The organism is Hymenobacter profundi (genome assembly GCF_019334315.1).
Lineage (GTDB): Bacteria > Bacteroidota > Bacteroidia > Cytophagales > Hymenobacteraceae > Hymenobacter > Hymenobacter profundi.
On the sequence record NZ_JAHWGL010000009.1, the window covers coordinates 42,451 to 64,583 of the forward strand.

General features: G+C 53.5%; 22 protein-coding genes. 5 read left to right on the top strand and 17 right to left on the bottom strand.

Annotated features, from left to right (window positions below; genetic code table 11):
• Positions 1-56 precede the first annotated feature (56 nt).
• Positions 57-386 (bottom strand): integrase core domain-containing protein, encoded by a 330-nt coding sequence (locus KYK14_RS04225; protein ID WP_219157150.1) that lies wholly within the window; start codon positions 384-386, stop codon positions 57-59.
• Between the two features lie 128 nt (positions 387-514).
• Here KYK14_RS04225 and KYK14_RS04230 point away from each other — a divergent pair.
• Positions 515-1,590, top strand: a protein-coding gene (locus KYK14_RS04230) for an IS3 family transposase (RefSeq protein ID WP_219157153.1) whose coding sequence is annotated in 2 segments (ribosomal slippage) — positions 515-767 and positions 767-1,590 — 1,077 coding nt in all. Because the reading frame shifts where the segments join, the coding sequence is not laid out codon by codon here.
• A 7-nt stretch (positions 1,591-1,597) separates the two neighbouring features.
• Here KYK14_RS04230 and KYK14_RS04235 read toward each other — a convergent pair.
• The 3 genes from KYK14_RS04235 to KYK14_RS22410 all read right to left on the bottom strand — a co-directional run bounded on the left by KYK14_RS04235 (position 1,598) and on the right by KYK14_RS22410 (position 4,200).
• On the bottom strand, positions 1,598-1,888 hold the full coding sequence (locus KYK14_RS04235) for a hypothetical protein (RefSeq protein ID WP_219157156.1): 291 nt from the start codon (positions 1,886-1,888) through the stop codon (positions 1,598-1,600).
• A 266-nt stretch (positions 1,889-2,154) separates the two neighbouring features.
• Positions 2,155-2,334, bottom strand: coding sequence for a hypothetical protein (locus KYK14_RS04240; protein ID WP_219157158.1), 180 nt, complete (start codon positions 2,332-2,334; stop codon positions 2,155-2,157).
• A 288-nt stretch (positions 2,335-2,622) separates the two neighbouring features.
• Positions 2,623-4,200: a ThuA domain-containing protein gene (locus tag KYK14_RS22410; RefSeq protein WP_219157161.1), complete on the bottom strand. Its 1,578-nt coding sequence runs from the start codon at positions 4,198-4,200 to the stop codon at positions 2,623-2,625.
• A gap of 267 nt (positions 4,201-4,467) precedes the next feature.
• On the opposite strand from KYK14_RS22410, the gene KYK14_RS04250 reads away from it, so the two are divergent.
• Complete coding sequence (locus tag KYK14_RS04250) at positions 4,468-5,244, top strand: glycosyltransferase family 2 protein (protein WP_219157164.1); 777 nt, start codon at positions 4,468-4,470, stop codon at positions 5,242-5,244.
• Between the two features lie 307 nt (positions 5,245-5,551).
• Here KYK14_RS04250 and KYK14_RS04255 read toward each other — a convergent pair whose 3' ends face one another.
• Both KYK14_RS04255 and KYK14_RS04260 read right to left on the bottom strand, forming a co-directional pair.
• Complete coding sequence (locus KYK14_RS04255) at positions 5,552-7,147, bottom strand: glycosyltransferase family 39 protein (protein WP_219157167.1); 1,596 nt, start codon at positions 7,145-7,147, stop codon at positions 5,552-5,554.
• Between the two features lie 271 nt (positions 7,148-7,418).
• Complete coding sequence (locus KYK14_RS04260) at positions 7,419-8,375, bottom strand: helix-turn-helix transcriptional regulator (protein ID WP_219157170.1); 957 nt, start codon at positions 8,373-8,375, stop codon at positions 7,419-7,421.
• A gap of 97 nt (positions 8,376-8,472) precedes the next feature.
• Between KYK14_RS04260 and KYK14_RS04265 the strand changes: the two genes are divergently transcribed.
• A complete protein-coding gene (locus KYK14_RS04265) occupies positions 8,473-9,651 on the top strand; it encodes an FAD-dependent oxidoreductase (protein ID WP_219157172.1) in 1,179 nt (392 codons plus the stop codon).
• 8 nt (positions 9,652-9,659) lie between these two features.
• Here the strand turns inward: KYK14_RS04265 and KYK14_RS22415 are convergent, their stop codons facing one another.
• From KYK14_RS22415 to KYK14_RS04305, 10 genes are all read right to left on the bottom strand, one after another.
• Positions 9,660-10,190 (bottom strand): YdeI/OmpD-associated family protein, encoded by a 531-nt coding sequence (locus KYK14_RS22415; RefSeq protein WP_219157175.1) that lies wholly within the window; start codon positions 10,188-10,190, stop codon positions 9,660-9,662.
• Positions 10,191-10,339: 149 nt separating this feature from the next.
• Complete coding sequence (locus KYK14_RS04275; RefSeq protein WP_219157178.1) at positions 10,340-11,053, bottom strand: alpha/beta fold hydrolase; 714 nt, start codon at positions 11,051-11,053, stop codon at positions 10,340-10,342.
• 21 nt (positions 11,054-11,074) lie between these two features.
• The gene (locus tag KYK14_RS04280) at positions 11,075-11,245 is read right to left on the bottom strand and encodes a hypothetical protein (protein WP_219157181.1); all 171 of its coding nucleotides are present in this window, start codon (positions 11,243-11,245) and stop codon (positions 11,075-11,077) included.
• A gap of 505 nt (positions 11,246-11,750) precedes the next feature.
• Positions 11,751-12,602, bottom strand: a complete 852-nt coding sequence (locus tag KYK14_RS04285) for a nucleotidyl transferase AbiEii/AbiGii toxin family protein (protein WP_219157183.1) — start codon at positions 12,600-12,602, stop codon at positions 11,751-11,753.
• Positions 12,603-12,621: 19 nt separating this feature from the next.
• On the bottom strand, positions 12,622-13,209 hold the full coding sequence (locus KYK14_RS04290; RefSeq protein WP_219157186.1) for a type IV toxin-antitoxin system AbiEi family antitoxin: 588 nt from the start codon (positions 13,207-13,209) through the stop codon (positions 12,622-12,624).
• Positions 13,210-13,874: 665 nt separating this feature from the next.
• Positions 13,875-14,135: a transposase gene (locus tag KYK14_RS22650; protein WP_484825365.1), complete on the bottom strand. Its 261-nt coding sequence runs from the start codon at positions 14,133-14,135 to the stop codon at positions 13,875-13,877.
• A 408-nt stretch (positions 14,136-14,543) separates the two neighbouring features.
• Entirely contained in the window at positions 14,544-15,062 is a 519-nt protein-coding gene (locus tag KYK14_RS04295) for an IS3 family transposase (protein ID WP_343217054.1), read from the bottom strand.
• 180 nt (positions 15,063-15,242) lie between these two features.
• On the bottom strand, positions 15,243-15,368 hold the full coding sequence (locus KYK14_RS22295; RefSeq protein ID WP_279592476.1) for a hypothetical protein: 126 nt from the start codon (positions 15,366-15,368) through the stop codon (positions 15,243-15,245).
• 158 nt (positions 15,369-15,526) lie between these two features.
• Positions 15,527-15,682: a transposase gene (locus tag KYK14_RS04300; protein WP_219157192.1), complete on the bottom strand. Its 156-nt coding sequence runs from the start codon at positions 15,680-15,682 to the stop codon at positions 15,527-15,529.
• 221 nt (positions 15,683-15,903) lie between these two features.
• Complete coding sequence (locus KYK14_RS04305) at positions 15,904-16,626, bottom strand: GAF domain-containing protein (RefSeq protein ID WP_343217052.1); 723 nt, start codon at positions 16,624-16,626, stop codon at positions 15,904-15,906.
• Positions 16,627-17,963: 1,337 nt separating this feature from the next.
• Here KYK14_RS04305 and KYK14_RS22555 point away from each other — a divergent pair.
• Positions 17,964-18,146 (top strand): ATP-binding protein, encoded by a 183-nt coding sequence (locus KYK14_RS22555; RefSeq protein ID WP_425514666.1) that lies wholly within the window; start codon positions 17,964-17,966, stop codon positions 18,144-18,146.
• On the top strand, positions 18,143-18,796 hold the full coding sequence (locus KYK14_RS04310; RefSeq protein WP_219157198.1) for a response regulator: 654 nt from the start codon (positions 18,143-18,145) through the stop codon (positions 18,794-18,796). Before KYK14_RS22555 ends, KYK14_RS04310 begins: the two co-directional genes overlap by 4 nt.
• 769 nt (positions 18,797-19,565) lie before the next feature.
• Here the strand turns inward: KYK14_RS04310 and KYK14_RS04315 are convergent.
• Positions 19,566-22,121, bottom strand: coding sequence for an FdhF/YdeP family oxidoreductase (locus tag KYK14_RS04315; protein WP_219157201.1), 2,556 nt, complete (start codon positions 22,119-22,121; stop codon positions 19,566-19,568).
• Positions 22,122-22,133 lie beyond the last annotated feature (12 nt).

Below are 22,133 nucleotides of genomic sequence, written 5' to 3' on the forward strand. Positions count from 1 at the left end.
TTATCAACAAGGCTATATAAGGGAGCTATCCTGCATGCAGGATTGAGGTGGTCCGATTACGCTGGACAGTTTAGGGTGCTAAGTGGAAGCAACTGTTGATGAGTGTGATACGGCGTCTGGTAGCCAATACTGGAGTGCAGGCGCTCGTGATTGTAGTAGTCAAAATACTCAGCCACGCTGCGTTGGGCGTCGGCTAGGTCGGCAAAAACGGGCCGCTCGCGGACTTCGAGTACCTCCGTTTTGAGGCGCGACCACAGACTTTCAGCTTGGGCGTTATCGTAGCAGTCGCCGCGGCGACTCTGCGAGCGCAGGACGTGATGGTCGTGCAGCAGTTTACGGTAGGCATTGCCGCAACACTGCCCGCCCCGGTCCGAGTGGACGAGCAAGCCGGGCGTGGGTGGCTGCGCCCAAAAAGCCCGCTGCAAAGCCGTGTTAATCAGTTGTACGCTTCCCCAAACCGAGCGCCAGTTGTGAGTAGAGAAAGATGTAACTTTCCCTACCTGACGACTGAGAAATGAAAAAAGGACGATTCAGCGAGGCCCAGATTGTGGCCATTCTTCAACAGCAAGCCAGTGGGCAGACGGTGGCCCAGATTGCGCGCGAGCATGGCTTGAGCGAGGCCACGTTTTATGCCTGGAAAAGCAAATACGCCGGGGCCAGCGTCGCCGAGCTCACCCGGCTCAAGCACCTGGAAGAGGAGAATCGTAAGCTCAAGCAGATGTTCGCCGACCTAAGCCTAGAGAATCAGGCCATTAAGGAGATCCTGCGAAAAAAGTAAGTAGCCCTGCGGCGCGGCGCCAGGCAGCGCAGGGCTTAGTAAGGAAGGGCTGGAGCCAGCGCCGGGCGTGTGCCCTGGTGGGGCTGGCGCGCGGCAGCTATCATCCCGTGGCGCAGGGGCGAAACGATGCGCCCGTGCAGCAGGCCCTGCGGGCGTTAAGTGGGCGGCATCCGGGCTGGGGGGTCTGGAAACTGCACCACCGCTTGCGCAAAAATGGACTGCTAATCAACCATAAACGCACGTTACGCATCTATCGGGCCCTGGCCCTTAACCTGCCTCGGCGCCTGAAAAAGCGTGTGCCCGCCCGCATCAAGCAGCCCCTAGTGGTGCCCGAGGCCGCCAACGAGTGCTGGTCACTCGACTTTACGAGCGACGTGTTGACCGACGGCCGCCGGTTCCGCACGCTCAACGTGCTCGACGACTACAACCGCGAACTGCTGGGCGTGGAAATCGACTTCTCTTTGCCTGCTAGTCGCGTCGTGCAGGTACTCACGCGCTTAGTCGAGTGCTATGGTCGCCCCCTGCAGCTGCGCACCGACAACGGCCCTGAATTTATCAGCGCCAAGCTGAGTGAGTGGTGTGAGCAGCAGGGCATTTCCCTGCACTGGATTCAGCCCGGTAAGCCGACGCAGAATGCCTACATCGAACGCTTCAACGGCTCGTTCCGCCGCGAACTGCTCGACGCCCACCTGTTCCGCTCGCTGGCCCACGTGCGCCAGCTGGTGGACGAGTGGCGGCACGACTATAACACCCAACGGCCCCACCAGGCCTTGAATTTTATGACCCCACTCGAATTTAAACAAGCCGCTTAACCTCTGCCTACCACTGGCTTATCGAAGAGGGAAGCGTACACAGTTCCTCGGGCATCGTGGCCATCACGTGCCAGCCCAGCACCTGCTTGCTGGCCATGTCCTGAAAGGCGCACCGGTAGGCCCAGTCGCCATTGGCCAGCGGCAAATACGTGATGTCACTGACCCAGACCCGGTTGGCTTGCGTCGGCTTGGGCTGATCGAGCAGTCGGTTGGGCGCGCAGCGCAGCCCGTGGGTTGAATCGGTGGTGCGCTGCGTAAAGGCTTTCGGCTGGAGCGCGTGCAGGCCCCGGCGGCCCATAGGTGCTGACGCCCCACCCGGTGTCCCTTGTTGCGCAGCGCTACCTGCAGGCGGCGCGTGCTATAACAGCGCTTATGCACCCCAAACGACTTCACCAGCGCCGTTTTTCACGCCGGTTCCGGCTTGGTTGCTGCCTGCTGCCACGCGTAGTAGCCACTGGCCGGCACCTGCACCAGCTGGCAGAGCCGCCGCACGGCGTACTGTTCTCGTTGCGCCTCAATGAAACGATAGCGGCTCGTTGTTCCGGTGTCTGTGAGAGCCTGCGCTCATAACAAGCAACTGGCAATGGCTTTTTTTAAAATGTCCAGCTCCTGCACCTGCCGCCGAGCCAAGACCCGCAGCTGACGCAATTCAGCTGCCGTGTCCAGATTTAACTCCGCTCCGCGGGCTGCTGCGACTGGCGTGAGCGCCTCTTTTTGCCACTTGTAGAGCAACTTGGGGCTCATGTTGAGCGCACGGGGGCCGCCTGGGTCGAGCGGCTTTCGCTGGCTAGGCGCAACGCTTCGGCGCGGAAGGCGACGTCATAGCGCCGACACTTGGCGGGTGGGGGGCTGACTTTCATGGCGTTCGAAAGAGTAAAACCTATTCTGTCCAGATTTACTCGACCACCTCATCTTGGCTATCCATGTTTGGAGGCAGTGCGTGCTCAATAAAGCTACTTCCTTCCCGTTCCTCTTTCTGGACGTATGTATGAGCTTGTCGTTTACAGCTAAGCCCTTTTGACAAGCTCTACTTTAGCGGAATTCCAAAGGAATCTCTGTAATTGGCCTGATCCATATATTGCGATAGTAAGCTTCTGCTGCTTCAGACTGGAGTTGAATTTTGCCATCTACAAGCGGGCTCCAAGAGCCATCTAGCTTCCATTCTCGGGAGTCTTCTAACACCATTACAACCTCCCCGTTCACAACATGAATGCTTTTTTGACCTAAACAGATTAGTTCAATGGTGTTCCATTGCCCTAATGGTTTTTCTCTATTTTGTCTTCGACGGCAGCGGCCGCCATTTGGCTGATTCAGACCGAACAATTTTGACGGAGCCGTTGGCTCATAAATCCAACCACTCTCCCCTTCTATATTTTTAAAAATGGCATTTATAGTCATGCTAGGCCCCAACCCGAAATAATCTCCTATATCGGCTTCCTGAATCTGTAGTTCATGCGACAGCATCCACACGTTCCAAAAGGCGCCCTGATTACCTTTCGCATGGTATAAAATGCCACTGTCCCGTTTGTCGTTCAAGCGAGGTTCGTACTTGCGAGTACCCCATTTGAATTCTGCTTTAAAATGATAATTGCTGAATTCCTGTTTAGTGCTTAACCCACCGTAAATTTCTCCAGAAATATGCAGCACCGGGAGGCCATTTTCTGAGATTACCTGAAATACATTTAAAGGGTCCTGGTTCAGGCCAATTGGTGTACCTGTTACGCCATCGCCTTTGGGGTAACCGGGCAGATTAACGCTGTAATGTGGCACTCCAATGAACTTGTTCCAGTGGGTTAGATGCTGATCTAGCAAATTCGTCCATAAATACGTTGGCTTTGGGTCTGGATGAGTCTCTCTTTGGGAATCCCCCATAGCATAGCGTATACCGCCCAAGAGATGCTGTAAAAACAGTGGTTCCTGATAGCTTTCGTCTGTATGACCACCAGCTGTATAAAATGACCGCCCGCCTTGATATGTATGATACCAGGTGATTGGATGAGTATCTCCATGAATGCCACCAGAGTAGCTTTGTTCATCCAGCGTTGCTAGTACCCGAATGTCAGGATTTAGATCTTTAAAATTATACCATTCATCCGTCCGTTGCCAGGTATCGGGAAGAAAAGCAGTTGCTTCATGATTTTTGTCTGATACGTGCAGGGTAGCGAGCTGAATAGCAGGGTGTCCGTTGAAATAAGCGCCTACTAATCCGTTATACCATGGCCAGTCATATTCTGTGTCGGTAGCCGCATGGATACCAACAAAGCCATTCCCGTCTTTTATGTAGTGTTCGAACGCCTGTTGTTGCGCATCGTTCAGTACATCTCCGGTGGTGCTTAAAAATATTACCGCCTTGTATTGCGCTAGATTGAGTTGGTTAAAGCTTGCCCCTACCTTAGTCGTATCGACGTGTATGTTATTTTCGGCACCTAGCTTTTGCAAGGCTGTAATAGCTACCGGAATCGAAGAATGAAAGAAGCCAGCCGTCTTATAAAAGACCAGAATCTTTGGTTTGGGTCTAGGCTCACTGGGATTGTCTTTCTTGTCAGAGGCACAACTGCAAAAAGTAAAAACTGCAAAAAGCAAAAAACAAGAACGTAGAGCTACACTCATGACTGTTGCGTTTAAAAGTTTAACTCTGCCTTATAAAGAGATTCAGAGTGCAAAGCAACGTTGCGACATAAGATATAGCGTACGTGATCTGGTCACTAAAGTATCTTTTTACAGGAGTTGTAATTACATCCCAATTTTCTCTCATTCAACTAGCCCCCTGACTCTACCCTGTAGGAAAATCTCCGCTAATGCAGTACAACACAGTAGGCGGATAAGTAACTTGGAGTGCAAACGCTGACGCAGGTTCTCTAAATGGGAAGAGCGAAGATGGGCAATATTATCCTTTACTTTGATGCAAACCGTATCCCTTTCTCTGCTTTGGTAGAATTTAAGACCCTCTCCATCGTGGTGCCGATGTATAATGAGCACCGCTCTATCCACCTTATCTTAGATGTACTGCGCGAGGTGGACTTGATCCAAGGCATCCGCAAGGAGATTATTGTCGTGGATGATTGTTCGACCGATCAGTCTGCGGCGCGGGTCGAGGCATATGCACACCAATACCCTGCTATGGAATTGCGCCTGTTCAAGCACCAAGCTAACCAAGGGAAGGGCGCGGCCCTGCACACTGGCATCCGCGAAGCAACCGGCGATTATGTTATTATTCAGGATGCCGACCTGGAGTACGATCCGCAGGAGTACAATCTGCTGCTCACACCAGTGCTACGAGGTTTTGCTGATGTAGTGTATGGATCGCGCTTTATGGGAGGTAATCCACACCGCATTCTGTTCTTCTGGCATAGCATCGGCAACAACCTCCTCACGTTCTTGTCGAACATATGTGCGGACCTGAATCTGACCGATATGGAAACATGCTACAAGCTGTTCCGGCGCGACATCATTCAGGGTCTACAGCTGGAAGAAAAGCGCTTTGGATTCGAACCGGAAGTGACGGCCAAAGTAGCGCGGGTGCCTGGGGTGCGTATTTATGAAGTCGGCATTAGCTACTATGGTCGCACGTACGCCGAAGGCAAGAAGATTGGCTGGCGCGATGGGGTCCGGGCCATCTACTGTATTCTGAAGTATGGTTTACTGAAGCGCTAAATCTCTTGAAGTAGGGATTCGACTACGTTATGCTCAGGCCCGCACTTGGATGAGTGAAAGTGCGGGCTGACCTTATTGGTAAAGCGTTTCTGACCTTGCGTCTACCTTCTACGAGCAGCGTACCTATGCAACAATCAAAGAAGTTTTCGCGCCTCTTTAATTGTTTATTGTGTCTAATACACGGGCCAAGTGCGACTTCGATACCAGCCTTTCAACCAATCCATTGCTGTATGTGTATCGCTCCGGTTGCTAATACAAGGCCTTATCGCCGCACTTACCAAGTCGCTCCATAACGGTTGCTGCCAAATTATAATGCCTTCAGGCTATTTTCATACAAAAACATTTTTTCATTAGCCACTTCTACACTATCAATAATTTTATACTTATTATTTCTTGCGCCTAGCACCATCAAAACTCTAGATGATTCGCTATTTAATTTGTTATCAATCTCTGAAGCGCTTAAAAAATAAAATTTACCAAGTTTTTTGAAGTTATCCCATCCGTATTTATTTATTTCTTTATCGGATATTTGAAAATATTCTGGCTTTATCGAGCAATAAGTAGCTACAAAAATATAATCCTGTCCATCGCCGTTATCTTCTTGAATAAATATTTTATTATATTTATTCTGATAAATATTAACTTTCTTGCATGCCTCTACAAAGGTATGCCGCATTCCAACATTTCTTAGTTCTTCAGAAGAAATATATTTATTAATAAAATAATAGCTATTTAAAGTAATTAGGGTAGTAAGAAAAATCAAATACGCACTCTTAAGCACTGGTGTATTGATGTAGTTATAAATGAAAACTATGCCTGCTGCTGTTATTAATGGTGCCAGTACAATTAAACAGGAAGCACGTAGCGCGTTCGGATTTTCTTGCGTTAAAGCACTAGGTATTATAGCTATAATTAATATACTATAGAAATACATAGGGCTTATCACTTGTTTTTTATCTATGATTTTGTAAATAAAAAACAAGCCTATATAAAAGAAGACAAACTCGAGCATTAGCAACCTATCTACAGTAAAATAATTATAATTACCAAACTCAAAAAATAGAAAGTTAGGTGATATATTAGAAAGTATATTTTTGAATATACTATTTATGTAATCAAAAGAGAAGGAGAACTTCATCATACTTCCTTCAGCCCTAGAAAAGAACTGCTTCGGCATGGTGAGTGCAGCAATAATCTGAGGACTAGCGCCGACTAAACAGCTAATTGCAAAAGCTACACCCTTCTCCAAGGCTTTATTAGCATGCCGAAATAAATCATAGAAGACAAGAAGTGTAAATAAGAAAAAAATAAGTTTACTAGATTGGTACGTGCTAGTTCCAAGGCCTATGCATACTCCTAACAGGAGCAAGCTTTTAATATTATAATCTTTCTCTTTAACTCTTTGCCATAGATAGCATGTACTAATTAAAAAGAATGAAGGTAACAGAGTTCCTTCTGACGCTATTCGAGAAAACAATATATGCCATGGAGAAAGCACAATGAGAAGTAAAGCAAAAAAAGCAAACAATTTTCCTCCCATTTTTTTGGCAACTAAGTAAAGTATAATTAGAGAAAAACAGCCTAATATGACTGATACTAATCTACCAGAAGCAACCGAAAATCCGAAAAGACTAATAGTTATAGCACTCAACCAAGCGTACATGGGAGGACGATAGTCTAACGTCCCAAATCCTCTCAGAATTAGCGGGTATTTCTGACCCCACCGGTCGGCTCCAGTCTCTGCAATGGAATAACCATCATATATATTAGAAAGCTCATCATGATGTGCAGATAATGGATAGTTTTCTAGCTGTAGGAATCTGAGCAGAAAGCCGACTAGGAGTATAAAAAATAATCCAATCTGTAAGATATTGATAAATCTATTTCGAATATTTACTTGCATATTTTACAGAGAAAGTTGGTTTTGCTTACAAATATAGCTGCCTTAAGAAAAACAAATACTATTTGACATACATTAGATGTTCTAGGGGGCGTACTAGAGCTAGAACAAAAAACCACGCTAAGGAATTCGAGAGTCTACCGAACGCATGTATAAGCCTCATTTCCGGGGTTTTGGTCACAACGGGGCGAAAAAGTATGCTACACATTGAGTGATATCTTTTACGCTCTTTTTTGGAAGCAAACATCCCCTCTACCCCGTGCTGTCCTCCCGTTTATAGTGCCGAATACTTCTTCGGCTTCAGGCCGATATACTGCTCAAATACCCGCGAAAAATGGCTCATGTTGGTAAACCCCAACTGGTAGCCCACCTCCGAAACCGTCAGGCGTTGCTCTCTCAGTAGGCGGGCGGCTTCCTGCATGCGTAGCGTCTGATAATAGTCAAACACGCTTTTGCCAAAGGTCTGCCGGAACAGCTTTCGCAGCTTCGGCTCGCTCATGCTAGCCTCTTTGGCGAGGGCTGCAATGTGGGGGGCTTCCCCCAAAGACGACTGCAAACGCCGTTTGATGGCATAAATCGCCTGGAGGTCGGCCAAGTGCATTTTGCCCGGCGCAATGGCCTCGCGCTGCAGCAACAAGGCCACCGTATGACAGAGCAGTTCTTCGCACTTGAGCTTGCAGTAGGGGCTGGCCAGCATCTCCGGCACCGCCAGCAGCAGCAGGTCGCTGGCGGTGTGGAGGATGGCGGGGGAAGTACCCGTTTCAACGGCGAAGGTGGCGCTGGTGGCCAGCAGGCTGGCCACCAGCGGGTGGTCCAGTTCCCCGAACAGGTGCCGCAGGTAGGGCCGGGAAACGGCAATGGTCACACTGTTAAACAGCATGTTAGCCGGCATATCGATAACCGAAGAGGCCGCGTGCTGGCAGATCAGCACGCTGGCGGGTTCCGGCAGTACAGAGGGTGCCGGCTGGGCGACCGGGGGGAAAATACCCCGCAGCAGAAACACCACCTCCTCCGGCCGTTCGGCCAGGTCGGTGGTTTCCACCAGCACCGCCTCGTGCAGGTAGTAGTGTCGCACCATCATACGCAACTCGCTGCCCCAGGCAAAGCCGGTAATGTACCCGCCGCCCTTGCTGGCTGGAATATCGACGAAACGCCCCCGCACGGTGGCCCCGAGGGCTTGGGCTAATTGCAAGACAATACCAGCGCCGGTATCCGTCACAGCTATTTTCATTCGCGACTATTTTTAGAGCAATACGGGCTATTTCACCCCTGAAAGTAAGCCCACTTTTGCATGGTCAACACCAACGTTGATTTTTAATGCAGCTTCGATGCTTTTACACAATAAGAAAGTGGTCATTGTAGGCGGGGGGCCGGGCGGCCTGACCTTGGCCCGGCTGTTGCAGCAGCAGGGCGTGAGCGTGCAGGTCTACGAACGCGATGCCTCGCCGCATGTCCGGCTGCAGGGCTCGGCCCTGGACCTGCACCACGACTCGGGGCTAAAAGCCTTGACTGCAGCGGGCTTACTAGAGGAATTCAAGCAGACCTACCGCCCGGGCGCGGACGCCATGGTCGTTGTCAACGGCCAGCTGGAAGTCCTGCTCGATCAACATACTGACAAGGTCGCCCAGGATTTCGGGGACGAGGGCTTCCGCCCGGAAATTGACCGGGGGCCGCTCCGAGATCTGCTCCTAGCCTCCTTGCAGGAGGGAACCATGATGTGGGATGCTCACTTCAAGGCGATGCAGCCAGCCGGTGCGGGCTGGGACCTCTACTTTGAAAACGGAACCCACGCCTACGCCGACGTGGTGGTGGCGGCCGATGGAGCCAATTCCAAGGTGCGCGCCTACGCTACCGAAGTGCGGCCGGTTTATTCCGGCTTTGTCCTGTTGGAAGGCTCCCTTCCCGACGCGGCGCAGCGGGTACCCGCGCTATGGCAGCTGCTGCAGGGAGGTAGTCTTACGGCACTGGAAAATGGCCAAACCATCAGCTTCATGACCAAGGGCGATGGCACGCTTAACTTTTGGATCTGGGTGAAAAAGCCCGAAAACTGGTTGGCCACCTCGGGCATCACCTGCACCGACCGGGCCGCGGTCGCCGCGTGGTTTACGCACGAATTCAGCACGTGGAGCCCCACCTGGCAGGAAGTATTTGCCAACGAGGTCCTGACCGTGGTGCCCCGTCCGAGCTATTACTTTCCGCTAGACCAGCCCTGGCCATCGCAGCCCAATCTCACCCTGCTCGGCGACGCAGCACACCAAATGCCACCCAACGGGGAAGGGGTTAACCAGGCGATGGTCGATGCTCTGGACTTGGCCGAGGCGCTGGGCAGTACACACTTGGAAACGACTGGACAAGCCATTGCCGCATATGAGGAGAAGATGCGCCAGCGCATGGTGGGCGTCGAAGCGGACACGCGGGAGCTGTTGGACCTCATGCACGCCGACAACAACCAGGAGGTCTTTCTACGCATCTTTTCCGGGAACCCCGACGTGGCCCCCAACGCGTAGCGAGGATTTTAGTAAGGCCGTGTTCCTAGCCAGCCCTTGGTAGCATACGTGCCGGAATGCATGCAGCAAAAAGTGTAAGTTACGGGGCACAAGCGGTTAGGATGGCCGCCAGGCGCTGCTGGCGGAGTAGCCGGTCGTTTGGCTAGCACCAGTCCCAGCAGGAGCGCACGCCTAGCTGTATGACCCAAGTGTAGGAAGGCCGCCTGTGCGGCGGGTTGGTGGGCGAAAGCCTGAGCGAGGTTGGCCGGTAGGTGCAGCATCTCCACCTCATCCAGCAGCGCCCAGGAGCCATTTTGTTGCGCTGCTGCTACCCGGGCCAGTCCGTCAGGATCATCTGTCCCGCCGCCAACAGGCGCTAAATTTTTCTCCTTGTTGACCTTAGACCAACCGCTGGTGGCTTTGCGTGGACTAGAGTATTGCCGATAAGTAGGCTCATCCATGGGCTTCGCTTGGCTGTCTATCCAGCCGAAGCATAGCGCCTTATCTACGGCTTCACTCCACCGCAGGGTAGAGATACCAGCAATTTTCTTATGATACACCAGCCAGACCCCCGATAAGTGGCCGTGGTGCAGCTGCAGCCATTGCCGCCACTGATGCTGGTTCTGTGGGCAGATTAAGGCACTTTTTCCTTATTCATAGGATAAGTAACGGTTTACCTGCATAAAGAAAAAGGCAAGCGACGACTCGCTTACGCCACTGGAATTGCCGTCCTCCGCTCGTGAGCCAGAATCGCCGTGCTGATTTCTTGCGGAGCGTTTTCCTGAATAAAGTGTTTGACCTGTGGCAGCAGCAATACCTGGTGCGCGGGCAAATGCTGTTGTAGCCGGCGGCGGTCTGGCTCCCGAAATGCCCCATCTGCCTCGCCCCAAATAAGTAGGGCCGGCTTTTCCCGTAGCTTCGCCAGCCCAGCTTCTACCTCCGCCAAATACGCGTGGCTATGCGTAATCTCTTTGGGCAGTATCCATGTGGGCAGGCGGGAAGCCGGTGTGGCGAAAGGCCCCAGATAAGCGGCTAATTCCGCCTCGTTAAGCTGGCGATTCATGCCGGCTGGGATGAGCAGCCGGGCTATTAGGTTGTAGTACCTGTTCAGCCAGCGGAAAAGAGAACTGCCGAAGAGTTTAGAGAAGGCTACCATACCGACTTGAGCGGGCCAGGCAAAGGTGTTGCCTATGATAAGGGAGTGAATCAGGTCTGGGCGGCGGCCGGCAAAACCCAATCCAATTGGACCGCCCCAATCTTGCACCATGACACGCAGGTCGCACAGACCCAGATGCTCGACTACCTGCTCCACGACCTGCGAGTGCTCGCGCGGCGTGAAGCCATACCCCGGCCCGGCAGTACTAATCCCGAAGCCAGGGTAGTCCAAGGCGATACAGCGAAAATGTGGGGCCAGCTTCGGCACCAAGTGTCGATATAAGAAAGACTAGGTTAGGTTGCCATGCAGCAGCAACAGGGTGGGGCCGTGACCCTCATCGAGGTAATGAATGGTGTGACCAGCCAGTTGGAGCCAGTGGCTCTCAAAAGGAAAGAGGCGGCGATTAAGCCAACCGGGTACCAGACCGGAATGGTGCAGCGAAGAGGACTGAGGAGCCATATAGGAGCGAAATAGGTATTATTGTCAGGTGATGCACAAAGGTGCAGGGGACCAGTGACAGCCCTATGTCAGTATAGATGACCTCGGTTACTATTTTGAGCAAAAAATTAAGCTGAACTATGCGGCATTGAGCGCGAGTTGATGAAGGAGCGTACTCATGCGGGGCTGGCCTCGGTCCGGGCCGGGGTCGGGTGGCCGCTGGTAGGGGCTGTCGGAAGAAACCGAGTTGAGCCGCATCGAGCAGCGAGAGATGGTAGGCCACGAGGTATGGCAGGCGTAAGAGGCACGAAAACGTCCGTGGCTGTTGCAGAACTCTTCGAAGAGTACTCCAATCGTAAGTTTATCTGGAGGTGCTGCTCGGAAAAGAGCCAAAAACAGCATTTCTTCTTGTCAAAGCTCGCGGCCAACGCGTTCCAGACCCGAAATATGGACTTCTGCAACAGCCACGTCCGTTTTATAAGACCGACTAGACAGGCTGTGTCCTTAATCGTAAAGCGCGAGAGTATTATACTTGCCCCATACTTTCTGATGCTCTCCAAGTGTCTTCCAGTCCAGCGCGTAGGGCAGCCAGTGTAGCTAGGCAAGTAGCTAGTTCAGGTCCTTGGCGACTCATGACCTGAGCTAGGGGACTTTGCTCTCTTAGAGCGAGCTGATCGGTTAACAGCATCAGCAGACGCAGCTGTACTGGGTGGCCAGTCAGCAACTGTTGCACTTGACGGCCCAGAACCCGTGCGCCTACCACCAGCTTTAGGTTGGTGATATCCGTATCGTCCTCGTCAAATAGGTCGGAATGTAACGTGTATATCTCGTTGTATATCAGATCAAAATATACGGCCAGTAGATTCCATACATCAACTGCATCTTTTCCACGCATTTCTGGGCGGTCTTGCCAAGCTACCAGCTTCAGCACTACGATGCCGGGTAGCGTCACCACCCGCCACTGCTCGCCCGTGGGCGTAGTTACAGTTGCTGCGTCGGCTAGCACCTCCGCAAAACCTACCGTTGAAATGTGCTCCTTGCCCTGTCCTGAAAAATATACGTTGCCGAATTCGTCGGCAATAGCACCGAAGGGCATCAGATCGACTGTCACGCTGCCGACGGGCGAAGAGTAGAGCAAGCAGAATGCACTACTCGAAGCTCGCACAAAGCCTTCGTGCTCGACCAACCACGTTTGTAGGGCTTCGTACTCGTTCGTATCGTTGATGAACACTGCTAAGTCTAGGTCTTTGGTCGTGCGCCGGTCCGGCTCATCGTATATCTGAGTCAGCCAAATGTCGCGAGCCACCGCGCCCACAATGTAAAAATCGATGCCGAAGTGGTCAAACCCGCGTTGTAAGGCTTCCATGGTCTCGCTCATGCCGGCTGGCTTTAAGCGCTCAGGTGAGATAGGATAAATACTGCTCATGTAGGAGTTGGGCCACTTCCCGATTGCGCGGGTCGGTAGTTCTAATTAAATCGGCGTAAGCCAGTAGCGGATGGACGGCGTGCGGTTGAGGCTTTTCTGCTCCTAACGTGGTATCCATCGGACGCAGCACTTCTACTTTGCCATTAGCATCAGGCACTAGCCGCAGCCGGCGCATTACTTCACCCCGTGCAGCAGTTGTATAAAGGGTGAAATATTCGGGTAGCAGATAGCCTTCTAGCAGCAAATGCGCGGCGGGTTCACCTCCCCAAGCCATGTCAGGGCCTAGCTCTAGGTGCTGCCAACCCTGCCGAGCCATGCCAGAGTCGAGCCAGCGGTAGCGCTGTGCCGCCAGCTTTGGGCGCACCACTTCACAGTAAGCATCTACCCAACGACGTAACACCTGTGCGGGCTCCGTCCACCGGCGCTTGCCCGACTCGTCACGCAATAGGCCCAGCTGTTGTAAGCTTCGCAGTAGAATGCTTACCGAACCCAACGCAACCTGCGCCTGCTCGGCCATTGCCCGGTAGCTAGCTTGCAGCAGTGCCGGCTTACTTAGCAAGTGGTAAAGTAGCTGTACCCCTGCTGGCTGGAATGCTCGGTGCTGAGTTGGTTGTTCCGCTAGCGGTTGTCGCTGCCCTTTTACCAGTACAAAAAAACTTCTTTCAGCTGCGTGCAAATAGGCGTTTCCAGCTGTGTCAAGATATTGTATGCCATGCTGCTGCAACTTTTCGCCCTGTCGGTCACTTACGTAAGGTACCACTAACACTACCGGTTCGTCGGCCTTATTATTAATGGTACGGAGCTGCCCCACAGTGTCTGGTCTGAGATGAGGCTTCGCTTCGACTAAGAACAGATGTCCCTGCGGACCGATACTTAAACATCCATCAGCTTGGTAACTGCCGTGAGGCACTAGTTGCGTTGCCTGCTCCGCAAAAGCAACTAGGTGTGCGTTCAGCTTCGTGCAGCTTTCGAATGCACGGCAAGCCTGTAGCAGCAACTGTTCTTTCTGGAATACGTTCATTATTTTTAATCGTTCATAAATAGTGAACAATCAAAAATAATGAACAGGGAAATAAAAAGCAATATGCTGCTTCGCTATTATACTATACTACTGTTACAGGTACTTAATTCGCACATACTACTCCCGAGGCCCTCAAGGCAACTCCTCATCTACTTCGTAGCCTAAGAAGTAGAGAATATCGAGCCGTAAGGCACAATGCTCCATCAGGCGGCCCACCAGCACCAGCTTGAAAAACACGACCGGGTCGGGGAAGGCTGTCCGGTATGGCTGTAGAGGAATTGCGTCTCTTCGTAGAGAAAGGTCCAGTCCACCAGTTCTGCTAGTTGGCGATAGAAAGTATGCGCCGGGACCCGTTCGGAGAGCCGAAAGCGGGTCACAACTTTATCGGTGAAGTGCTTCTTGCCTTGCATCCTCTTGCTACGGACAGCACAGCAAATAGGATGGCCGTTCTGCAACAGCCACATTCGAAAGAGTAGACCTTATTCTGTCCAAATTTACCCGACCACCTCAGATGAGCTGGGCTCGGCAGTTGCTCTGCGACCGCCACGCCGTACGCTCGCAGAGCCACCGCGGCGACTGCTACGATAATGCGCAGGCCGAAAGTCTGTGGTCACGCCTCAAAACCGAGGTCCTAGAATTGCGCGAACGGCCCGTTTTTGCCGACCTAGCGGATGCACAGCGCAGCGTCGCCGTACTGCAATCACGAACGCCTGCACTCCAGTATCGACTACCAGACACCCTATCACACTCACCAACAGCTTCTTCCACTTAGTGCCCTAAAGTGTCCAGCCTAACTAGACCACCTCACTTTGAGGTGGTCTACCTAAGCCGGATATAATTGGGACGTTGTTTTGAGTTGGGTTTCGAAATGATTAGGAGCTAAGTAGCCGAGGGCAGAATGTCGGCGCTCGGCATTGTAGTAAGCAATACGGCGGCAGCTTCCCCAGCTTGGCCAAAGCCAAGCTGGGGAAGCTGCCGCCGTCGAACAGTTCGGCTTTAAATCGACTCCATAACGATTCAGCGTGGGCGTTGTCGTAGCAGTTACCGCACCGGCTCATGCTTTGCTGGGTGCCGTGTTGGGCGACTAGGTCTTTGAAGCGGGTGGCCGAGTACTGGATACCCTGATCGGAGTGGACGACGAGCCCGGCCGGTGGGCGGCGCACGGCCAGGGCGCGGCGTAGGGCTTCGCTGACCAGGTCTTCGGGCATGGTCTCGCGTACATCCCAGCCCACGATTTTGCGCGAGCAACGGTCGAGCCACACGACCAGGTACAGCCAGCTGCCGCCCTGCTGGGGCAAGTAGGTGATATCGCCTACCCACACCCGGTTGGGGGCCGTAGGCGCCGGTTGACCCAGCAAGCGGTTGGGCGCGGCCCGTACGGCCGTTGGAATCGGTGGTGCGGGCCGCCGCTAACGAACGGGGCTGCTGAGCGCGCAAACCACGGGCCTTGAGCACGCGACGGATGTGCCAGCGACCTACCCCAGATGGCCCTGCGCTTGCACTTCCACGCGCAGTCGGCGCGTACCGTAGTGCTGGCTGTGGTCGGCAAACGCCTCGCGCACAGATATTTTTCAAGCCAGCAGCTGCCGACGGCGCTGCCAGCCGTAGTAGGCAGCCGGGGCCACGCGCAGCACTTGGCAAAGCTGGCGGATGGGCACGTAAGCGGCCCGTTGGGCGATGTGGCGGTAGGCGCTCACCGGGTCAGCTGGCTGAGCCTGCGCCTACAGCAGGCAACTGGCCAAAGCTTTTTTAAACTGTCGAGTTCCTACTCGGCCCACTTGAGGCGGGCGCGCAGGGCTCGCACCTCCGGGTCACGGGCCACTTCTTCGCTGCCTACCTCGGCTACGAGCTGCTGCTACCAACAGTAGAGCAGTTTGGGGCTAATGCCCAACTGCCGGGCCACGGCCTGCGTGCTGCGGCTCTCGGAAGCCAAGCGCAGGTCCTCAGTCTTGAATGCTGCATCGTATGTACGCTGTTTGTCGGGCGATGCCCCGCTGGTTTGTGCTGCCATCACAGAAGAAATATACGTCTTTCTTCTGTCCGTCATCTCTAGACCACCTCGCCCAAGTGAGTGAGAGAACAAGCATTTTATCCTGCACTGAATTTAGGAAGGCAGCCTAGCTCGTTTCGCCTTGCGCTGCTCGATACTTTCCTGCTTAGCTCATTGGCTTATGTGTATCACCTCGTAGGCAAGTGGATGTGGATATTTGACTACACCACTTAGCAGATAAGCTACGATAGTAATCTAGCCTGTAAGGCCGTAATTTGTCGTTGTAGAGTGTATACGATGGTATCTGCTCGCTGCTGAATCTTATGCTGATAAAGCGACGCGGCCCAGCCAGCAGTATGGACGTGGCGCAGTTGTGCGTCTGACTCGTCTAATTGAAGCAGGGCTGTATAAAGGCCATCGTAAAGAGAAGTCCAGTCCGGCGAAGGCACCGGTTGACGCTGTTGCAGGTGAAGCCGCAGTTCCAGAAGTTGGCTGGTCAGACGGGCCAGCAGTTGCAGACGGTGTTGCTCCGGCGAACTGAGAGTCCGAGGGTGAGAGTCTAGCAGACAAAGCGCGCCAATATTATAGCCAGTAGAGGTTGGTAAGGGGTATCCTGCGTAGAAACGCATATGCAGGGAACGGACAAACGCAAAATCCAGTAATGTAGCGGGCTCCTGGTCTAAGTCTTCCACAATGAGGATGGCATCCTGTAGAATGGTTAGCGCGCACAAACTCTGCTGCCGCGGAATCGTGTGCTGCGTTACGCCATAGCTCGCTTTGATGCTGGTGTGCTCTTCGTCTACAAGGGTGAGTAAGACCAGTGGCACATCGAAGAGACGAGAAACTAAATCGGCTAACGCACTAAAAACCGCATCCGGAGCCACTCTCAAGCTTCTATAAGGCTGCAATGCCTGTAGCCGGGCCGGCTCACAGGGCGGAATCAAGGAGGAAACGCGTGGTAGCATAACCAGTAGGAATAAGGTAGATCAGGCAGAAACGATGCCTTCGGACAAACCAACAGCGCGCAGCCCGGCATACGCTGTTTGGGTTATTGAGTCTTGCAATACCGTTAGGTAAGGATGCTCGGAAATACAGAGCCATTCACCCCAATACAGTCTACAGCTATTCCCGCATCAAACAGGCGACGGTTATACCGCTACTGTCTTCAGTAGGGTGCCGCCTACCCCTTGGCTGTTATTTATTCTGCCGGTGGGTGGAGGTGGAAGCCCTGTTTGGCGCTGCAGCCAATTGCTGACAACTGCGTAGCCAATCTTGAGCTTCCGTTACATCATGGAAGAGTTGCAATTCAAGAAAACCATTCATATGCGTAGAGCTCGTAAGGGTGAGAATATCATACCCACTATTAGCTTGCACAACGTGCGCGATATAGCGCAAACCCAGTTTCTGAGCCTGTGGTAGCCATGTGCGTTCAAGCCACTCTACAGAGTTGAACCAAGGGCCTTGTAGGGCTAGATTGTTATTGAGTAGAAAAGCACTGCGATGATTCGGTACTTTGTCCAAGTACCCAATGGCTCCCTGCAACGCCTCAGTGTGACCAATTAGACCGCTCCACTTAGCATACAGCCAGTGCGAGGATTCATCATAACTCAGAACACAGGCTCCCCCAGAACTAAACTGTATAGCGTTCAGTAGCATACGTCTTCTACTAATGTTTCGTAGATAATTACCGCCGCAATACGTTTACTCAACTAACTTTATACTAACGAGTTAGTCACCTGTATTGTGCAGCTGTAAATTTGGGAGAGGATCTAACGCAAGACAAGGTGGCGAATACCAATTCTTCCTCCGTATTCTCCTCAAATACGTCGGCGGTTTTTACGTAGCCTAGCCAGCCAACGAAGTATGGGGAAGCAGTTCCAACCTTACGTATGTAAGTAGTATAATCGCAGCAAACCTGTGCCGCGCGCCTTTAAAGCCATCCGCGACGAACATAATCATCTTATTGATCTGGGGTACATCTTCGTTAACTCTCCCGTCGAGCAGCTTGCCGATAGCCAGCCGTTGCTAGGTCAAGGTCACACAGCGCAATTATCTGATAAATAGCACGATAATTTACTAGATGTGTGCCACCATATCATCGAGGCGGGAGTAGCAGAGGGCGGGAGTTTGCGCATCCCACTGAGCAATCAACAAGTTGGTTTCGCACTATTGTAAGTGCTCCTACCCCAGCCGCTACAAGTTGCGCTTTATCGTTTGGCTCAGGAGTTCGCCCACCACAGTCTCAAGTACGCTGGGGCCAGTCAAGCGATGCTAGAACTGGAAACCACTCCTGGTTGGAATCGTGCTACGAGCCGAAGATAACGGCCGTGGCTTTGAGCTTGGTGTTACCACCAAGGGCCTTGGTTTACGTATGTTGCATGAGGCCATTGACCTGCTGGGTGGCACCATCACCACAGATTCTTCTCCTGAGCACGGTACTCATATTCGCTTGCGCATTCCCCTTTCTTTAGTTTCCCCTTCATGATTCGTGTTTTTTTGGTGGATGACCACCCTATTGTGCGCGACGGTCTGCGGAACGTGCTCACAGCGGAGCTTTTGCTCGAAGTAGTGGGCGAAGCCTCCAATGGGCAAGAGTTACTGACGCAGTTGCCAATCACTCCGGCCGACGTTGTCCTGTTAGACCTGAACATGCCCGTACTAGATGGCTTGGCTACCACACACGAATTACAAAAACAGCACCCAGACTTGCGCATCCTCATGCTGTCGATGATGACGCACGAACGCACCATTGGGGAACTATTAGAAGCTGGCGCGCACGGCTACTTGCTCAAAAACGCGGATAAGGCCGAAATTGTGACGGCAATTCATGCCGTGGCGGCGGGCAAGCGCTTTCTATGCTCGGATATCGGCCTAGTCTTGCTCGAAAAACTGCTGGTCAGTGAAACGGAAAGTTTGGCCGCCTCCCCCGAAAATGCGATTCATCTCACCCACCGTGAACGTGAGATTCTGCAACTGGTCGCCAATGGGCTGACCAACCAGCAAATTGCCGATCAGCTCTTCACCAGCCGGCGCACGGTGGAAACGCACCGGCAAAGTCTGCTCGAAAAAACCGGCGTCAAAAATACGCCAGCCCTGATTAAGTACGCCATGGAGCAAGGCTTGCTGGACTCGTAGGGCATTGCCAACGCATCTGCATAGGTAGCAATAGGGGTAGGAAAACAGACGGTATTCCGTATTTATTCGAGCGAACAAGGAAACGTCCTGAATAAATACGGGTTGAAAATCACGCATTTACCACAGGCAAAAAGCGTATTTCAGCGGGCTAGTGGGCGCTTGTGCTGCTATTTCTTTGTGTCGTCAACTGTGTTGACCACGCGGATGGCTTTTCCTAGTCAAATGGATTCGCATCCTGCCGCGCTGACGAACTGCTACCAATCCTTCCTTTCCTCCTTACCACTATTCCTGTGTTAAATCCTAGCTTGTTACAGCCAGCTAATATGCTGCCTGTGAACCTGGCTGCTGTCGATGCGGCCCACTTGGTACGTATCCTCGTCCCCCCACACGCCCCGTTACTGGTAGACTGTGGCGCCCTACCCTGCCAACGTACGCAGGGAGTTTGCTTTCTGGTATCGCAACTGTTAATACTCCGCCAGCGCGGGGCCAGCGTTAGGCTATGCAATGCAAGTCTCACATTGCAGCGGTGCCTGCATACCCTACAGCTGGACTCAGTCTTCCCTACAGTGGATTGAAGAGCGCATGAGCGTTAGCAAGTAGCAACATTGCATACAACAAAGTGGGACGCGATGGCGGTAGGTAATAAATTGCCTGACCACCAGCGCGTCCCACTTTGTTGTATGTGCAGCATTGCCTGCGCCGTAACAATCTCATGGCCAGCCTTATCAGGCTAACTTAAACCGCTTGGTAAAGGAATTGGTTGGGCTGCCTAGCCCGGTACGGCCACCCGTTGCGCGGAAGTAGCCTTGCGAGTGCCAACGGGCTCCTCGACGGGCGTTACGGTCACCACCACGTACTTGGAGGTAGGCGTATTGCTCTTGTACGCCACGCTGCCAATAGGCACCAGCACATTGGCCTCGGGAAAGTAGGCCGCGCAGTTGCCCCGCGGAATATTGTAGGGAATGGCGATAAACTTCTCCGCGTGGCGCTGCTGGCCCTCAAAGTGACTGGTAATATTCACCACTCCCTTCTCCCGAATGCCCCGCTCGGCCATATCCTGGCGGCTGAGGAAGATGACGCGCCGCTCGTTATGCACGCCACGGTACCGGTCGTTGTAGTCGTAGATGGTGGTGTTGAATTGGTCGTGGCTGCGGATGGTGGTCAGCACCAGCTGATCGGGCTCCAGCACGTGCTTCTCGTAGGGCGTGCAGGTGAAGTTGGCTTTGCCATTGGCCGTAGTGAAGTTACGCTCGCGGGGGCCGTTGGGTAGGTAGAAACCGCCGGGACGGCGCACCTTTTCGTTGAACTTATCGAACCCGGGAATTACGCGCCCGATATGGTCGCGGATGGTATCGTAGTTCTCGGTGCAGGCTACCCAGTCCACGGTGCTCTTGCTGCCCAGGGTAGCGAGGGCCATGCCGCTCACAATGGCTACCTCGCTCAGCATTTCCCCCTGAAGAGGCGTGAGCACGCCCTTGCTCATGCTCACTACCCCCATCGAGTTCTCGCAGGAGGTGAACTGCTGCTGGCCATGCTGCCGGTCTACATCGGTGCGGGCCAGGCAAGGTAGGAGCAGCGCCATTTCACCGTTGACGAGGTGGCCGCGGTTTAGCTTCGTGGTGATGTGCACCGAAAGCCGCAGCTTGCGCATGGCCTCAGCCACAAACTCCGTATCCGAGCAGGCTGAAAGCATATTGCCGCCCAGCGCAACGTACACCGGCACCTTGCCGTCGTGCATGGCCTTCACGGCCTCCACCGTGTCGTAGCCGTGCTCCTGGGGCGGGTGAAAGTTGAATTCCTTTTCCAAGTCGTCCAGAAAGCTTTGCTCGGGCCGTTCCCAAATGCCCATCGAACGGTCGCCCTGTACGTTGGAGTGGCCCCGCACCGGGCACAGCCCGGCGCCCGCCTTCCCCACGGCGCCTTTCAGAAAATGCAGGTTTACAATTTCCTGAATGCTGTAAACCCCATTTTTCTGCTGCGTGAGGCCCATGGCCCAGCAGGTAATAATTTTCTTGTGACGAGCAATCAGGTTGGCTGCTTCGGTGATGTCTGCGCGGCTCACCCCGCTGGCCTCCACAATGTCGTCCCAGCTTGTATTGTTCAGGTTTTCAATCAGTTCCTCGTAGCCAGTAGTAAATTCCTGAATGAAGGCACGGTCGAGCACCTTGCCTGGGTTTAGGGCTTCGGCTTCGAGCAGTCCTTTCATCAGGCCGCGCACCACCAGCAGGTCCGAGTTGATGCGCACTTGCAGGTAGAGGTCGGTTATCTGGGTGCCGTCGCCGAGTAGGGCGCCCAGCGCCCGCAGCGGATTCATGAAGTCCTGCGGATTCTTGAAGTGCTGCAAGCCAGCCTCAATCAAGGGGTTGATGCTGATGATTTTGGCCCCGTTGCGCTTGGCTTTTTGCAGAGCCGTGAGCATACGCGGGTGGTTGGTGCCGGGGTTCTGCCCAATGATAACGATGACCTCCGCTTCGTAGAAGTCGTTGAGCGTGACGGAGCCTTTGCCCAGGCCAATGGTAGGGCTTAGGGCCGAGCCGCTGCTCTCGTGGCACATATTGGAGCAATCGGGCAGGTTGTTGGTGCCAAACTGCCGCACAAAGAGCTGATATAAAAAGGCGGGCTCGTTGGGCACCTTCCCCGAGGTATAAAAGATGGCCTCGTCGGGTGAAGCCAGGGCATTCAGCTCCTGCCCCACCAGCGCAAACGCCTCTTGCCAACTAATTGGCTCGTAGTGCGTACCGCCGGGCCGCACAACCATTGGGTGCGTGATGCGCCCGGCGTTGTTGAGGTCGCGGTCGGTCATGTGCGACAGTTGGACCAAGCTGTGCTGGGCAAAAAATGCCGGATCTACGCGTTGTGCGTCGGCATCGGAGGCCGTGGCCTTGGCGCCATTCTCGCAGAACTCGGCTACCGAGCGGTGCTCGTCGGGGTCGGGCCAGGCGCAGCTAGAGCAGTCGAAGCCATCCTTCTGGTTGAGCTTGAGCAGCGCGTGCGTGCCCCGCGCAATGCCGTCCTCGCCCCAGGCAAACGCTCCCGACTTGAGCACCGCCGTGATACCAGCCGCCACCGTGGCGGGCTTGCCTAGCTTGAGGCCCGTGAACCCTTCGGGCGGCTGAGCCAGAATCGGGTGTTGGTGTTTGGCCCCCAGCGTGTCGGGCGCGGTCATCTTGCGCTTGTCAGCGTCGGGCTTGCCTTCGGTGTCGTAGTGGTCCACGGCGGGCGCTTCCCCCTGGTCCGAACGCTCGCCGCTTTTGGGGGCATTGCCGGCCTTCTGGGCCTCTACGTCGCCGGCTTTTTCGGGATTCTCAGCGGGTGATTTTTCCATGATTCACAACAA